This window comes from Citrobacter sp. C1, from assembly GCF_014596895.2.
Lineage (GTDB): Bacteria > Pseudomonadota > Gammaproteobacteria > Enterobacterales > Enterobacteriaceae > Citrobacter > Citrobacter gillenii.
This window is the reverse complement of sequence record NZ_CP115035.1, coordinates 14,443-29,676: the sequence shown is the minus strand read 5'-3', so window position 1 is coordinate 29,676 and position 15,234 is coordinate 14,443. Positions and strand designations below refer to the sequence as shown.

Genomic DNA, 15,234 nt, shown 5'->3' with positions numbered 1-15,234 from the left:
TAAAGGCGGGCAAAACGTTACCACTACACACTTAAGCGATGTTTAACTGCTGAATTTTTTTCTCGCGACGGATTTTACGTTCTTCGAAGACGGCCACGATAGCCATCAGGCAGATACAGGCGATAGCGGCGGTGTCCAACGCGGCGAAGGTGCCCGCCCAGCCGGTCAGGCCGAAGACTGGCGTCCCATCGGCAATCATCCCCAGACCCAGCTTAGCGAAGCTGTCACCGATCAGATACGCGAATGTGCCTTTAATCCCATCGGCCGCGCCGATCGCTTTTTTCGGCACAAAGCCGACTGCCGCCACGCCGATCAACAGCTGCGGACCAAACACCAGGAAGCCGAGGGCAAACAGGGAAGCCAGGTAAACGTACTGGTTGCTGGCGTGCTGATAAACGCCGAGCGTGGCGATAATTAATGCCAGCGCGACACAGGCTACCAGCGCGCGACGACCGTTTGCCAGATCCGACAGCCAGCCCCACAGCAGCGTGCCGACCAGCGCGCCCACTTCAAACAGGGTGAACCCCTGAATTGCCACCTCTTTAGAGAGTTTCAGCTCCTGGAAGGCATACACGGTAGACCACTGGTCGATACCGATACGCACCACGTACAGGAAGATGTTGGAGAAGCACAGCAGCCAGATCACTTTGTTTTTCAGCACGTACTCAACAAAGATCTGCCATTTGGTCATTTCGTTTTCTTCGGTCTCTTTGTCCTCTTCGCTGATCTCTTCGCCAAACAGTTCTTCTGCTTTACCGAGGCCGTAAGATTCCGGAGAGTCGCTACCAAAGCGCAGGCCGATAAAGCCCACGATCAGCGCGATAATTGACGGGAAGATAAACATCCCAATGACGTGGCCGTCGAACAGCACGTTAGCACCGAACAGCGCCACGCCTGCCGCACCCGCACCGCCGAGGTTATGGGAGATGTTCCACATACCGAGGTAGGAACCACGTTTACGGCGCGGCGTCCATTTGGTGATGGTCGAATAGCTGCACGAGCCGCCGGTACTCTGGAAGAAACCGCTCAGCGCGTAGAAGGCGATCATCAGGTACAAGCTGGTTGTGCCCGGCCCCATGCTGGCGCTAAAGCCGAGCATACAGATGGCCGAGAGGATCAACATCAGCGGCAGGAACTGCTTGGTGTTTTTACCGTCAGCGTAGTAGGAGACCAGCGTTTTACCCACGCCATAGGTGATGGAGAAGCCCAGGCCAATCATCCCCAGCTGCGTCATGCTCAGCCCGTAGGTGGTGATCATGTCGTTCTGCGCGATGTTGAAGTTTTTGCGGATCAGGTACATGGTCAGGTAGCCGATGAAAACCACCAGGTAAGACTGCATGAACGGCTTGAACCACATTTTGCGCCGCACATCGAGCGGCAAATCCAGGGTCGGCTTGCGCACCTGGTTTAGAAAGGCCAGCATAGGACACTCCCGAGCTAATTTTTATACCTGCGAATAGCAGGCATTGTAAAAATCAGTCGGCAGAGACGCCTGAGACAGCGTCCAGGCGGAACCGGGAAAATTTCTTAGTTTTTCCCCACTCAGGTCAAAAAGGTGAGGTGCATCACGCTTCGCTGACGTTGCGCGGCGCCTGAGCGTTTAAAAACGGCAACAACAGCAGGGCGGAAATACCCGCCGCAATGGCGATCACCACGAAGAACCCGGTCCAGTGCCAGACTTCCATCACCTTTGCCAGCGGCCAGCCGGAGAGCGATGCGCCGAGATAAGCGAACAGCCCAACAAACCCGGTTGCCGCGCCCGCCGCCTCTTTGTGCGAGCACTCCGCCGCCGCCATGCCGATCAACATCTGCGGGCCAAAGACAAAGAATCCGGTGGTGAAGAAGCACGCCGCCTGCATCACATAGCTGGCAAACGGCATCAGCCATAGTGAGCCGACGGAGAGCAAAATCCCGGCGGCAAAAATCAGGTTCATCGGCCCACGGTTGCCGTTAAACAGTTTGTCCGATCCCCAACCCGCCACCAGTGCGCCAATGAACCCACCGAGTTCAAACATGGTGACCGCCGTATTAGCGGTGACCAAATCAACGCCCAGCGTCTCCGACATGTACAGATTGCCCCAGTCGTTGATCGCCGCACGCACCACGTACACCAGCACATAGCACAGCGACAGCAGCCAAATATACGGGTTCAGCAGCACGTATTTAGTGAGGATCTCTTTGCGGGTCAGCCCCGCCCCTTCCTGCTGTTGGGCGATTTCCAGCTCGTCGTGCCGCCAGTCGCCAACCGGCGGTAAGCCGATAGCCTGTGGGCGGTCACGCAGTCGCCAGCAGAGGAAAATGCCAACCACAATCGCCATCGTCCCGGCAATCATCATCCCGGCCCGCCAGCCGTAGTGCAGCGCGGCGGCGGCCATCACCATCGGAATTAACGCCCCACCAACATTATGCGCGGTGTTCCACAGCGCCCACCAGCCGCCGCGTTCAGTACGCGAGTACCAGGCCGTCAACAGACGGGCGCACACCGGCGACCCCCAGCCCTGGAAGAAGGCATTCAGCGCCCACAGTACGGCAAACGCCCACAGCGAAGTGGAAAAGCCAAACAGGATGTTTACCACCCCGGTGGCAATCAACCCGATGCCCATAAAATAGCGGGCGTTGGAGCGGTCGCTGACGATACCGGAGACAAACTTCGACAAGCCATAGGTGATGTAAAACAGCGTTGCCAGCAGGCCAATATCGTTGCGGGTGAGTACGCCGCTGGCAAGGATATCGGGCACCGCGGCGTTGAAGCTTTTACGCGTGAAATAAAACAGCGCATAGCCAAGCCAGATGGTCAGCAGGATATGACGCCGCCAGTAGCGGTAACGGGCATCAACCTCGTGTTTATCAGTGATAAGCGGCGCATTCGCCGGGGCTTTAAAAAACGTCAGCATCAATACTCCTTACACGTAGCGCTGAGGCAACGACACGCTGACGCGCGTGCCATGCGTGCAGGAAATCGAGAGCGATCCGCCAAGGGCCGTAATGCGCTCACGCATGCCGGTCAGGCCAAATCCTTGTTGATTCGAGCCCGGCGGCAGACCGCAGCCGTCATCTTCAATCACCAACATTAACCGCTCGTCCTGTTGCCAGGCCTGAAGCGTCACCGCGCTGGCGTTGGCGTGTTTCACAATGTTGTTCAGCCCTTCCTGACAGACGCGAAACAGCGTCACCCGCTGGCTTTCACTGAGTGCCGACTCATCGATGTGCCAGTCGAGATGGCTGACGATGCCGCGACTTTCCAGTTCCATTTCGCGTAGCAGCGAGCGAATAGCCTGTTCCAGCGTCAGATCGTCGAGCTGGCGTGGGCGTAACCGCCCAAGCAGGCGACGCACCGAATCGTAGACGCCCAATGACAGCTGCTCGATATGCGCCCCGCTTTGCTTCACGCCCGCATTCTCCGGGGCCAGCCGCTGAACGATACCTGCCTGAGTACGAATGGCGGTGATGGTTTGGCCGATATCGTCATGCAGTTCGCGCGCCACATCGCGGCGCACGCTCTCTTCGGTTTCCAGCAAGCGTTCTGCCAGCCGATGATTACGCGCCAGCTCGTTTTGCAGCGACTGGTTGAGTTCTCGCAGACGCTGAATCCCCGCACCGAGCAGCAGCCCGGTCAGGCTTTGCGCCAGCAGCGAGAGCAGTAAATCAACGGGATGATCGTGCCAGGTCTGGCTGGCAATCAGCGCGATGGCGTTCATCAGCGTGGCAATCAGCGCGCCCTGCCAGCCATAATGCCAGGCCAGTGCGATGATCGGCAGCGCCAGGCAAAACGGTGTAAAGCGCGAAAGCTCGTCCGGCAAGCCCAACTGCAACCACAGGCTGGCGCTGAACAGCAGCAGGTACCACACCAGATGTCGCCCACGCCAGTTCACCGGCTGGGAGACCACCGCCGGGCCGAGCGGTAGCCAGGTAGTGCTGGTCAGGTAGTGCCAGAACACCAGACAAATAGGGGCCAGCGTCAGTCCACCGGTCAGGGTCAGCAGCAGCGCAGTCCACGCGACTTCGCCCTGCCCCAGCCACGGCAGCGACTGTAACAGCGCCGCGGCAATCAGCGCCGCTCCCTGCAACAACAAGGCACGCCAGTCGCGCTGATGGCGATAGCGCCAGATCAACGTCACAGGCAGCAGCGTCAGCAGGCTACCGGTCATCAACAGGGGGAAGTGCGCCAGCGCCACTTCCTGCGCCAGCCAGAAAATCAGCAGCCATTCCGCGCCCAGCAGCACCGGCCAGTAGCCACGTGGACATTGCAGCATCAACCCCAGCCGCAGGCCAAACGGGAACAGCAGTACCGCCAGCTCCGGGCGTTCCACCAGATGCAAGCTAATGCTCCACAGGCAGAACCAGGCAGCGGAGAAGATAAAGAAGCAGGCGACAACGGTGATTAAGCGAGAAAAAAAGGTATTCATTGCCAGCCGTCAAACATCCGTCGAGCCAGCTCAACGTCGTTACTGACGTTCAGTTTTTCCATCAGATTAGCGCGGTGCACATGCACCGTTTTTGGCGACAGGCCCAACTCGGCGGCAATCTCTTTCACCGCCATGCCCTGCGCCAGTTTTTCCGCCACCTGACGCTCTCGCTTGGTCAACGGATCCTGACGCCCTGCCGCCAGTTTGACAGCGATATCCGGCGTGAGATAGCAGCCGCCTGTTGCTACAGTATGTACTGCTGCAATCAGCTCATCAGGGCTACAGCGTTTGGAGAGGAAGCCGCGCGCCCCGGCGTTTAGCGCCTGTTCCACCAGCGCCGGGCTGTCGTGCACGGAGAGCATAATCGTCGCCATCCCTTTGGGGAGCTGGCTTAACAGCTCCAGCCCGGAGATATCCGGCATCGAAATATCGCAAATGCACACCTGCACGCCGCGGCCAGGCAATCCCGCCAACGCCTCAGCGCCTGAACCAAACTCAGCCACAACCTGCAAATCGGGTTCAAGCCCCAGCAGCTGCGCAAAGCCGGAGCGGACGATAAGGTGATCGTCTATCAGTGCAATGGTTGTCATGAATGTTGTCCTGGCGTGTGGGATGCCTGATGACGCTACGCTTATCAGGCCTACGGGCAGGAGCCGTGGTAGGCCGGATAAGGCGTTTACGCCGCCCTCCGGCAAAGGCGCTTACCTTAACGATATACACTTCATCGTTCAAGCATTGAACGGATTACTCGAAGAACACGCTTATCTTGTTAAACATCGACGGGTCGGACTGGTTGCGCGCGACTTTCACCACATCTTCCAGTTTATCAATCTGGCTGATCATCTGTTCCAGACGTTGGTCATCGTTGACCAGTAGCCAGATGCGGCTCTGGTCGCTGTCCTGAATCGGTAGACAGAGAATGCCTTCCACGTTAAACGCGCGACGGGCGAACAGGCCACAAACGTGAGTCATTACGCCGGGGTGGTTACGCACGGTGAGTTCAAGTATTACGTTGTCATGAGTCTGCTGTTGCATAGCTTATTCCCCCACCATCTCTGTATTTGCCGCGCCCGGCGGCACCATCGGATACACTTTTTCTTCCGCATCGATACGCACGTGGATCAGCGCCGGTCCCGGACGATCGATAATCGCCTGCAATGCCGCCTGCGGGTCGGCTTCGTGGTTTAAATCGCAGGTGTCGAGACCGAAACCGGCGGCAATCTGCATAAAGTTAATCATCCCCGGATAGGTGGCAGCAAACACGCCCTGTTTGTAGAACAGGCTTTGTTGCTGATACACCAGCCCCAGCGCTTCGTTATTCATCAGGATGATTTTAATATCCAACTGATTCTCACTGGCGGTGGCCATTTCCTGAATATTCATCATCAGGCTGCCGTCGCCGGAGAAGCACAGCACTTTTTTATCCGGGTTCGCCAGCGCCGCGCCAATTGCCGCAGGCAGGCCAAACCCCATGGTACCGAGGCCGCCGGAAGTCAGCCACTGCCGCGGACGGTTCAGCGGGTAAGCCTGCGCCGCCCACATCTGATGCTGACCGACGTCGGTGGTGATGATCGCGCTGTCGTCCACACAGGCAGCAACCGCGTTAATCAGCCCATAATGGCTGAGCGGATTTTTTTCCTGTGGGATGGTGCACGGAAATTCTTGCTGCAGGTCGGACACCTGCTGATGCCAGGCTTCACGCGGTTGCGCTTCAATCAGCGGGATTAACTGTGCCAGTACCTCATCTACATCCGCCTGAATCGCCACATGCGCCTGTTTGATTTTACCCAGCTCCGCGCGGTCGATATCCACGTGGATGATTTTTGCATTCGGGCAGAACTGCTCAGTTTTACCGATCGCCCGGTCATCAAAACGGGCTCCCAGAACGATCAATAAATCCGCTTCTTGCAGAATAAAGTTGGTGCTGCGCGCGCCGTGCATCCCCAGCATACCTAACGACAGTGGATGCGCTTTTGGCAGCATGCCGAGCGCCATTAGGGTCATGGTGGTGGGCAACGTCGCTTTTTCTGCCAGCTCACGCACCCGCTCAGGGGCGTTAATGACTCCGCCGCCAAGATACAGCACCGGGCGTTTGGCCGCGTTAATCATCGCAGCGGCATCGCGGATGCTCTCCGTGCTAAAGGCTGGCGCGGGTGCTTTTTCAGCCGGTGCAGGCAATGATTCAATCTCAAACACGGCGGTTTGGATATCTTTAGGAATGTCTATCCACACCGGGCCCGGACGGCCTGACTGCGCAATGCGGAAGGCATCGCTCATAACCTGGGGTAATTCATTGATATGGCGGACCAGATAGTTGTGCTTGGTGATGGGAATCGCAATGCCGTAGGTATCGACTTCCTGGAAGGCGTCGGTGCCAATCATCGAGGCCGGAACCTGACCGGTGATACACACCAGCGGGATGGAATCCAGTCGCGCATCGGCAATAGCCGTCACCAGATTGGTGGCCCCCGGCCCGCTACAGGCCATACACACGGCAGGTTTGCCATCGGTTCGCGCCATGCCCTGGGCGATAAACCCCGCGCCCTGTTCGTGACGCGCCAGGATATGACGGATTTGCGTACTTTGGCTTAAAGCGTCGTAGACGGGGAGAATCGAGCCGCCCGGAATACCGGTGACCACCGTAATGCCCTGGCGCTCCAGGAAATGAACGATGAATTCTGCGCCCGTAAAGCGCGTACGCTTGGATGTTATGCCCGAACTTGCCATGCTCCAGTCCTTTTATTCTGGGCCTGCGTATCCGGGTGGGTCTCTTAAACGAAAAACCCCGCCCGGTTTGCGCCGGCGGGGTTTTGGAATCGTGTGTTCCGGACCCTACGGCGCATTGCCGACGACCACCACCACACGCACGACGACCACTGCGCGAGATGGCGCAGTTTTTAGTAGGGTCGCTGTCAGCATGGAAGGGTTCATTAGGGGCCTTGTCTGTTTGTTGGTTAACAGGATTTATACAAACACAGGTTTTTCAGCGTGACAATGGAAAAATTTTCATCTGCGTAAAAATGAGTCAACGATCACGTTTCATTGTATGTTGTGCAAAAACAAAAAACCCCGCCGGAGCGAGGTTTTCATCAGCGTTGTGCGGTTGGTTTCCGCTGGACACACTGTGTTATGTCAACGCCAAAAGTATACGCGTTCTACGAAGAACACGCAATTTCGGCACGAATTTTGACGTTTTTTAGTATGATTCAGTCATAGCATTACGTCCATAAAATACTGTTCATTTATACAGTATTTATCTATAATGTCACCGTACGCAATGTGTTATGCGGGGGCCGCAGAGTAAACCGGCGCAAAAAAGTCCTGGCTGAAACGGGTGGTGCCGTCAGCGCCTTAACCCCCGTGAGAGCACACTGTGTTATGTCAACAAAGGTGCTGGCAACAGGCAGCGGCGAGGTACGCCAGCACCGTGCTCCTTGTACCAAAAGGAGAGCGTATGAGCCTCGTGGATATCACCATTCTTATCCTGAAACTCATTGTTGCTGCACTGCAACTGCTTGATGCTGTTCTGAAGTACATTAAATAACTCAGTTTCAAGTCGCACTAAAGGGGAGTGGGTAACCACTCCCCTTTCACCGTTACCCAGGTGCGCGTAGCTCGACAATATGTTACGTTTTTATGACGCTATCAGGGACGAATACCGCTATGACGCTTTCTGTTTTCTGCATTTTGCTGTTCGCCGCACTGCTCCATGCCAGCTGGAATGCTATCGTAAAAGCAGGAAACGACAAGTTGTACTCCGCCATTAGCGTCAGCGGATCGGCTGCAGTCATGGCCTTGATTTTTCTGCCTTTTGCACCTCATCCCTCAGCAGCCAGCCTGCCGTACTTAGCGGTCTCAACCGCGTTACAGGTGGTGTATACCGTGCTGGTCGCCAAGACCTATCAGGTCTCGGACATGAGCCAGACCTATCCCTTAATGCGCGGTACTGCCCCGCTGCTGGTCGCGATCATCAGCGTTCTGTTTCTCGGCGATAGTCTGTCAATGCTCGCCTGGGTGGGTATCGCCACCATCTGTATGGCAATCCTCGGCATGGCGTTTAACGGGCGCAGCAGCTCACAGCAGGGAATTGTTTTGGCGTTAATTAACGCCTGCTTTATTGCTGGCTATACGCTGGTGGATGGCACCGGGGTACGACTCTCAGAGACCGCGTTGGGCTATACGCTGTGGACCTTCTTTCTCAACGGATCTTGTCTGCTCACCTGGGCGATGATCGCCCGACGCCGGGAGGCATCACGCTATCTGGCGCAGCAATGGAAGAAAGGCATTTTGGGCGGTATCGGCACCATGGGATCTTACGGTCTGGCACTGTGGGCAATGACACAGGCCCCGCTGGCAGTGGTCGCCGCGTTACGGGAAACGTCAATCCTGTTTGGTGCCTTGCTCGCCTGGCTGATACTGAAAGAAAAAGTCGCCGGTATACGCATTTTTGCTGCTGCCGGGATTGCCGCCGGGGCGATTTTGCTCCGTTTGTCGTGATCGCGCCTTCTCCATCCTCCAGAATAGTCGGATGCATTCCGGCAACATTTATTGCCGCTATTTGTTTACATTTCCTGCCGCTTCCCTTCCCGCCTTTGTAGTGATCAATATGGTCTTCTTTTTTTAATGTGGTAGATTCCACGCGCATTTAGCGGAATATTCAGCACCTTATTCTTCTTTTTTCTCTTTTTTAAAAGTAATCAGCGAAATGAAAAGGCATAGAAGCGTCAATTTGTTGTTGATGTTGGTACTCCTGGTGGCGGTAGGCCAGATGGCTCAAACCATTTATATCCCCGCCATTGCCGATATGGCGCGTGAACTCAACGTTCGCGAAGGGGCGGTGCAAAGTGTAATGGCGGCTTACCTGCTGACCTACGGCTTGTCGCAGCTGGTTTACGGTCCCCTTTCCGACCGGGTAGGGCGCCGTCCGGTGATCCTCACCGGAATGTCTATTTTTATGCTGGCTACGCTGGTCGCCATTACTACCCATAGCCTGACGGTATTGATTATCGCCAGCGCCATTCAGGGAATGGGAACGGGCGTCGGCGGCGTAATGGCGCGAACCTTACCGCGCGATCTGTATGAAGGTACCCAGCTACGTCACGCTAACAGTTTGTTAAACATGGGTATTCTTGTCAGCCCGCTGTTAGCGCCGCTGATTGGCGGCGTACTGGACACGATGTGGAACTGGCGTGCCTGCTATATTTTCCTGTTGATTCTGTGCGCAGGCGTGACGTTTAGCATGGCGCGTTGGATGCCGGAAACGCGTCCTGCAGGTGCGCCGCGCCCACGGCTTATCGCCAGCTACAAAACCCTGTTTGGCAACGGCGCATTCACCTGTTACGTACTGATGCTCATCGGCGGACTGGCAGGCGTTGCCGTCTTCGAAGCCTGCTCCGGGGTATTGCTGGGCGCAGGATTAGGCTTGAGCAGCATGGCGGTCAGTATTCTGTTTATTCTGCCGATCCCGGCGGCGTTTTTCGGTGCGTGGTTCGCCGGTCGCCCGAACAAGCGCTTCTCAACGTTGATGTGGCAGTCGGTTATCTGCTGCCTGGTGGCTGGTTTGATGATGTGGATCCCGGGCCTGCTTGACGTGATGAACGTCTGGACGTTACTGATCCCCGCCGCGCTGTTCTTCTTTGGTGCCGGGATGCTGTTCCCGCTCGCCACCAGCGGCGCGATGGAACCCTTCCCGTTCCTGGCAGGTACCGCCGGGGCGCTGGTGGGTGGTTTGCAAAATATTGGTTCCGGCGTGCTGGCGTGGCTTTCCGCGATGATGCCTCAGACCGGACAGGCTAGCCTGGGTCTGCTGATGACCCTTATGGGTGTGCTGATTCTGGTGTGCTGGTTGCCGCTGGCGTCACGCGTGTCTCATCAGGAGCAGGCGGTTTAAGCGTGTGATGGCCCGGTTTCTCGCCGGGCTTTTCACATTCAGGCGCAATCATCGTATTCAGCAACGGTTCCAGCGCCGGACGCCAGGCCCCTTCCTCGCCATCATAAAACTGCGTATCTGCATTGATAGCATAGGGAATTTTTGCTTTTTTCAGCTCACAGGCCATAAAGCGGGCAAACGCCATCTGCGAGGCCGAAGGCACATTTTTGATCGTCTCTCCCGGCGCCCATCCCCCGACCCAACTGACATGACCGGTCTTCTGCTGCCAGTGAACAGCGCTGTTAATGCGGGCGCGAATCGCCGTCTTTTCTGCCGCTGTACCCGACGTCCACGGATACTTACTGTTGTTTTTTAGCGGCCCCCACGGGAAGACATGCCACTCGGCCAGCACGGTGTTCTGACTTTGCGGCGGTAGCTTCAGGCTCGGCAATTCTTCCGGCGCGGCGCGCAGACGGGGGGCGACAAAAATCATACGCTGGGGATCGATAGCGTGAATCATACGAATCGTTTTGTCATACACCCGATTGAGCGACGCCTGATTGTGATTGAGCTTATCAGCAGGTTCGTAGATCAGGTCAAAACCCAGTAACGGCGAGCCTTGACCAAAGTAATGCGCGACGGCCACCCACCAGTTAATCACCTCTTTTTCATTGCTGATGCTGGGGTCTTTTTTATACTCGTCCGCCTGATAAGCAATAATCGGGATCACTCCATAGTGTTCACAGGCTTCCACCAGCTTACGCAGATGGATAAGCCGGGCCTCAGTGGGTTCTCCGGCCACGCGAATACGCACATGGGCGAGCCCCTTCGCCTGGAAATCTCTTACCACCAGCGGGTCAAACTCGCGGATGCCCCGTTCGGTGCGCGCCCAATCCACGTCCATCCCCACACCCAGTTGTTGGGCGTAGTGTGCTGCCGTCAGCGGAGGTTGTGCCGCATAGACAGTGGCGCTGGCGAGCAGCAACAGAGAAGCAAGCGGCTTTAACACGGTGATCCTCAGGTAAATCATCAGGTGTGATTCACGTATTTAGCATGATTTCTGACGCCGGGTGTAGAGAGAAAGCGTAAAAATATTCGAGGCTCACCTCGATTATTTTACCTGCTCCTGCAGCCAGCCAATAAACGCCTCGATTTTCGGCCACTGCCGGCCAGGTAGCGTAGTGATGTAATAATGCTGATGGCATTTCAGCGCCATATCACCAAAGGGAGCGACCAGTTCTCCACTATCGAGGCGTTTTTGTACCAACCGCTTGCGCCCCATCGCCACGCCGATGTGGTTCATGGCGGCAATCACCGCTAAATCGGAACGATCGAAGCCAATGCCCGATGATGTCGGCAAATTCACTGCAAAATGCTGCGCCCAGCTGTGCCACTCATCGGTCCCTGAATCATTACTCCACGCCTGCCTGTCATGCAGCAACGTGCAGTGCGACAGGTTCACCCGCGCGTCGGTAAGATCATGGCGGCGGGCATAATCCGGGCTGCACACCGGCAAGATCGCTTCGTCCATCAGGAAATGATGCGTGAGCTGCGCAGACGGCGCATCATCAAAATAGATGGCCAGGTCAATACCGGCACGCTGCATATTGACGTTGTCATTCCCGGTCAGCATGGTCAGTGAAATCGACGGATAGCGACGGGTAAAGTCGCCGAGCGCGGGAACCAGCCAGCACTGGGCGATGGAGGGCCGCGAGTAGACGGTAAGCGTCCCGGACAGCTCCTGGTTTTTGATATCGAGAATTTCCTGATTAAGCGTATCCAGAGAAGATTTCAGCGCCCAGAACACCCGCTTGCCTTCGTGCGTGAGTTCGACTTTGCGATGTGAACGGACAAACAACTGGATGCCCAGTTCCTCTTCCAGTTGATTAATACGGTGACTGACGGCGCTGGGACTTAACGACAGTTCGTCTGCTGCCAGCGCAAACGACTGATGCCTGGCCGCCACTTCAAAGGTATACAGCTTTGACAGTTGCCAGCCATTGAGCAGCCGATTTCTGACCTCGCGTACGGGATCCATACTCACCTCTTTCATCCTGAATCTTTCCCCGAAGTGTAAAAAAAACCGCTGTAAAAATCAGCGCAAAGATGAGTCAGAGTGAACCATATCGCATTATTAGGCCATTATTAGAGGTAAATCACCCATTTGATTCAATCTGACTCATGTGAAAGAGGATTTTTATCGTTTGTCAGCGAGTGCCTTATTTTTGTCCAATAGACCCAGGCTATAAAGTCAGGTTAATCACAGGGCAAGGTGAGATATGCACTCTCAAATCTGGGTTGTGAGCACGTTGTTGATAAGCATCGTGTTGATCGTTTTGACCATCGTGAAGTTCAAATTCCACCCGTTTCTGGCGCTGCTGTTAGCCAGCTTCTTTGTGGGAACGATGATGGGTATGGGTCCACTGGATATGGTCAATGCCATTGAGAGTGGTATCGGCGGTACGCTGGGCTTCCTCGCCGCGGTTATCGGTCTGGGGACTATTCTCGGAAAAATGATGGAAGTGTCCGGCGCGGCAGAACGCATCGGCCTGACGCTACAGCGCTGCCGCTGGCTTTCCGCTGACGTCATTATGGTGCTGGTCGGTCTGATTTGCGGGATCACGCTGTTTGTTGAAGTCGGCGTGGTGCTGTTGATTCCGCTGGCGTTTTCTATCGCCAAAAAAACCAATACCTCGCTGCTGAAGCTGGCGATCCCGTTGTGTACAGCACTGATGGCGGTGCACTGCGTCGTCCCACCACATCCGGCGGCCCTGTTCGTGGCGAACAAGTTGGGTGCCGATATTGGTACAGTGATCGTTTACGGTTTACTGGTGGGTCTGATGGCGTCGCTGATCGGCGGGCCGCTGTACCTGAAATTCCTCGGCAATCGTCTGCCGTTTAAACCGGTACCGGCTGAGTTTTCCGACCTGAAGGTACGCGACGAAAACACGCTGCCGTCGCTGGGTGCCACGCTGTTTACCGTGCTGTTGCCGATTGGCCTGATGCTGATGAAAACCGTCGCTGAACTGAATATGGCGAAAGGCAGCGCGGTGTATACGCTGCTGGAGTTTATCGGCAACCCGATCACCGCCATGTTTATCGCCGTGTTTGTGGCCTATTACATTCTCGGTCTGCGCCAGCATATCGGCATGGGCGCACTGTTGACCCATACTGAAAATGGCTTTGGATCCATTGCCAACATCCTGCTGATTATCGGTGCGGGTGGCGCGTTCAACGCCATTCTGAAGAGCAGCGGACTGGCGGATACGCTGGCGCTGATTCTTTCAAACATGCATATGCACCCGATTCTGCTGGCCTGGCTGGTGGCGCTGATCCTGCACGCTGCGGTGGGTTCTGCCACGGTGGCGATGATGGGCGCAACGGCAATTGTGGCACCCATGCTGCCGCTCTATCCCAACGTCAGCCCGGAGATCATTGCCATTGCCATCGGTTCCGGCGCGATTGGCTGCACAATCGTCACCGATTCCCTCTTCTGGCTGGTGAAGCAGTACTGCGGCGCTACCCTGAATGAGACGTTTAAATACTATACGACCGCGACATTTATCGCGTCGGTGATTGCACTCGCGTGCACATTCCTGCTTTCCTTTATCATCTAAGCGCAAAGAGACGTCCTATGGAAAACATGCAAAAACTCATCGCCCAGTATCCGTTAGTGGAGGATCTGGTCGCACTGAAAGAAACGACCTGGTTTAACCCGGGCACCACCTCTCTTGCGGAAGGTTTACCCTATGTTGGCCTGACGGAAGACGACGTTCAGGATGCTCACGCCCGTCTGGCGCGCTTTGCGCCGTATCTGGCAAAAGCTTTCCCGGAAACCGCGGCCACCGGCGGTATTATCGAATCTGAGCTGGCCGCTATTCCCGCCATGAAGAAACGGCTGGAAAAAGAGTTTGGCCAGAATATCAGTGGCGAAATTCTGTTGAAGAAGGACAGCCACCTGCCGATTTCCGGCTCGATTAAAGCCCGTGGCGGTATTTATGAAGTACTGACTCACGCCGAAAAACTGGCGCTGGAAGCCGGTCTGCTGACCACCGATGATGATTACAGCGTGCTGCTTTCACCTGAGTTCAAGCAGTTCTTCAGCCAGTACAGCATCGCGGTAGGCTCGACCGGTAACCTCGGGATGTCGATCGGTATCATGAGCGCCTGCATTGGCTTTAAGGTGACGGTGCATATGTCTGCTGACGCCCGCGCCTGGAAAAAAGCCAAACTGCGCAGCCACGGCGTGACGGTAGTGGAGTATGAAGAAGATTACGGCGTGGCGGTTGAACAAGGCCGCAAGGCGGCGGAGTCTGACCCGAACTGCTTCTTTATCGACGACGAAAATTCCCGCACGCTGTTCTTAGGCTATGCGGTTGCCGGGCAGCGTTTGAAGGCGCAGTTCACGCAGCAGGGCCGCGTGGTAGATGCCGACCATCCGTTGTTTGTTTATCTGCCATGCGGCGTCGGCGGCGGCCCTGGCGGCGTGGCATTTGGCCTGAAGTTGGCGTTCGGCGATAACGTACACTGCTTCTTTGCGGAGCCGACCCATTCACCGTGCATGCTGCTCGGGGTTTACACCGGGCTGCACGATGAAATCTCTGTACAGGAGATTGGCATTGATAATCTGACTGCAGCCGATGGCCTGGCGGTGGGTCGGGCTTCTGGTTTTGTGGGGCGTGCGATGGAGCGTCTACTCGACGGCTTGTACACCCTTGATGACCAGACCATGTACGACATGCTGGGCTGGCTGGCGCAGGAGGAAGGGATTCGCCTTGAGCCGTCGGCACTAGCGGGGATGGCCGGTCCGCAGCGCGTTTGCGCGTCAACTGACTATCAACAAATGCACGGTTTCAGTGCTGAGCAACTTAATAACGCCACGCACCTGGTGTGGGCCACCGGCGGTGGCATGGTGCCGGAAGCCGAAATGGCACAGTACCTGGCGAAAGGGCGCTAAAC

The 15,234-nt window shown here is 56.1% G+C and carries 14 protein-coding genes; 5 read left to right on the top strand and 9 right to left on the bottom strand.

What is annotated here, in order from left to right; all coding sequences use genetic code 11:
- Positions 1–31 precede the first annotated feature (31 nt).
- The 7 genes from uhpT to ivbL form a co-directional block, all read right to left on the bottom strand.
- Positions 32–1,423: a hexose-6-phosphate:phosphate antiporter gene (uhpT, locus tag IB214_RS00140; protein WP_096759020.1), complete on the bottom strand. Its 1,392-nt coding sequence runs from the start codon at positions 1,421–1,423 to the stop codon at positions 32–34.
- A gap of 142 nt (positions 1,424–1,565) precedes the next feature.
- On the bottom strand, positions 1,566–2,894 hold the full coding sequence (locus IB214_RS00135; RefSeq protein WP_096759019.1) for an MFS transporter: 1,329 nt from the start codon (positions 2,892–2,894) through the stop codon (positions 1,566–1,568).
- A gap of 9 nt (positions 2,895–2,903) precedes the next feature.
- Positions 2,904–4,406, bottom strand: coding sequence for a signal transduction histidine-protein kinase/phosphatase UhpB (gene uhpB, locus IB214_RS00130; RefSeq protein WP_117342591.1), 1,503 nt, complete (start codon positions 4,404–4,406; stop codon positions 2,904–2,906).
- A complete protein-coding gene (uhpA, locus tag IB214_RS00125) occupies positions 4,403–4,996 on the bottom strand; it encodes a transcriptional regulator UhpA (RefSeq protein WP_096759017.1) in 594 nt (197 codons plus the stop codon). The genes uhpB and uhpA overlap by 4 nt, the downstream gene beginning before the upstream one ends.
- Positions 4,997–5,150: 154 nt before the next feature.
- On the bottom strand, positions 5,151–5,441 hold the full coding sequence (ilvN, locus tag IB214_RS00120; RefSeq protein WP_115257126.1) for an acetolactate synthase small subunit: 291 nt from the start codon (positions 5,439–5,441) through the stop codon (positions 5,151–5,153).
- 3 nt (positions 5,442–5,444) lie between these two features.
- Positions 5,445–7,133, bottom strand: coding sequence for an acetolactate synthase large subunit (gene ilvB, locus IB214_RS00115; RefSeq protein ID WP_117342592.1), 1,689 nt, complete (start codon positions 7,131–7,133; stop codon positions 5,445–5,447).
- A 105-nt stretch (positions 7,134–7,238) separates the two neighbouring features.
- Positions 7,239–7,337, bottom strand: coding sequence for an ilvB operon leader peptide IvbL (gene ivbL / locus IB214_RS00110; RefSeq protein ID WP_096759014.1), 99 nt, complete (start codon positions 7,335–7,337; stop codon positions 7,239–7,241).
- A gap of 523 nt (positions 7,338–7,860) precedes the next feature.
- On the opposite strand from ivbL, the gene tisB reads away from it, so the two are divergent.
- The 3 genes from tisB (at position 7,861) to emrD (ending at position 10,296) form a co-directional block, all read left to right on the top strand.
- The gene (gene tisB / locus IB214_RS00105; RefSeq protein WP_115257124.1) at positions 7,861–7,950 is read left to right on the top strand and encodes a type I toxin-antitoxin system toxin TisB; all 90 of its coding nucleotides are present in this window, start codon (positions 7,861–7,863) and stop codon (positions 7,948–7,950) included.
- A gap of 92 nt (positions 7,951–8,042) precedes the next feature.
- Positions 8,043–8,903 carry a DMT family transporter gene (locus IB214_RS00100; RefSeq protein WP_117342593.1) on the top strand — a complete coding sequence of 287 codons (861 nt, stop codon included), beginning with the start codon at positions 8,043–8,045 and terminating at the stop codon, positions 8,901–8,903.
- A 208-nt stretch (positions 8,904–9,111) separates the two neighbouring features.
- A complete protein-coding gene (gene emrD / locus IB214_RS00095) occupies positions 9,112–10,296 on the top strand; it encodes a multidrug efflux MFS transporter EmrD (RefSeq protein WP_096759012.1) in 1,185 nt (394 codons plus the stop codon).
- Here the strand turns inward: emrD and IB214_RS00090 are convergent.
- Positions 10,223–11,305 (bottom strand): cellulase family glycosylhydrolase, encoded by a 1,083-nt coding sequence (locus IB214_RS00090; protein ID WP_117342594.1) that lies wholly within the window; start codon positions 11,303–11,305, stop codon positions 10,223–10,225. The genes emrD and IB214_RS00090 overlap by 74 nt on opposite strands.
- Before the next feature lie 81 nt (positions 11,306–11,386).
- A complete protein-coding gene (gene dsdC, locus IB214_RS00085) occupies positions 11,387–12,313 on the bottom strand; it encodes a DNA-binding transcriptional regulator DsdC (protein WP_096759010.1) in 927 nt (308 codons plus the stop codon).
- A gap of 241 nt (positions 12,314–12,554) precedes the next feature.
- Here dsdC and dsdX point away from each other — a divergent pair, with 241 nt between their 5' ends.
- Positions 12,555–13,892 (top strand): D-serine transporter DsdX, encoded by a 1,338-nt coding sequence (dsdX, locus tag IB214_RS00080; RefSeq protein WP_096759009.1) that lies wholly within the window; start codon positions 12,555–12,557, stop codon positions 13,890–13,892.
- 17 nt (positions 13,893–13,909) lie between these two features.
- Complete coding sequence (gene dsdA / locus IB214_RS00075; protein WP_117342595.1) at positions 13,910–15,232, top strand: D-serine ammonia-lyase; 1,323 nt, start codon at positions 13,910–13,912, stop codon at positions 15,230–15,232.
- Positions 15,233–15,234 lie beyond the last annotated feature (2 nt).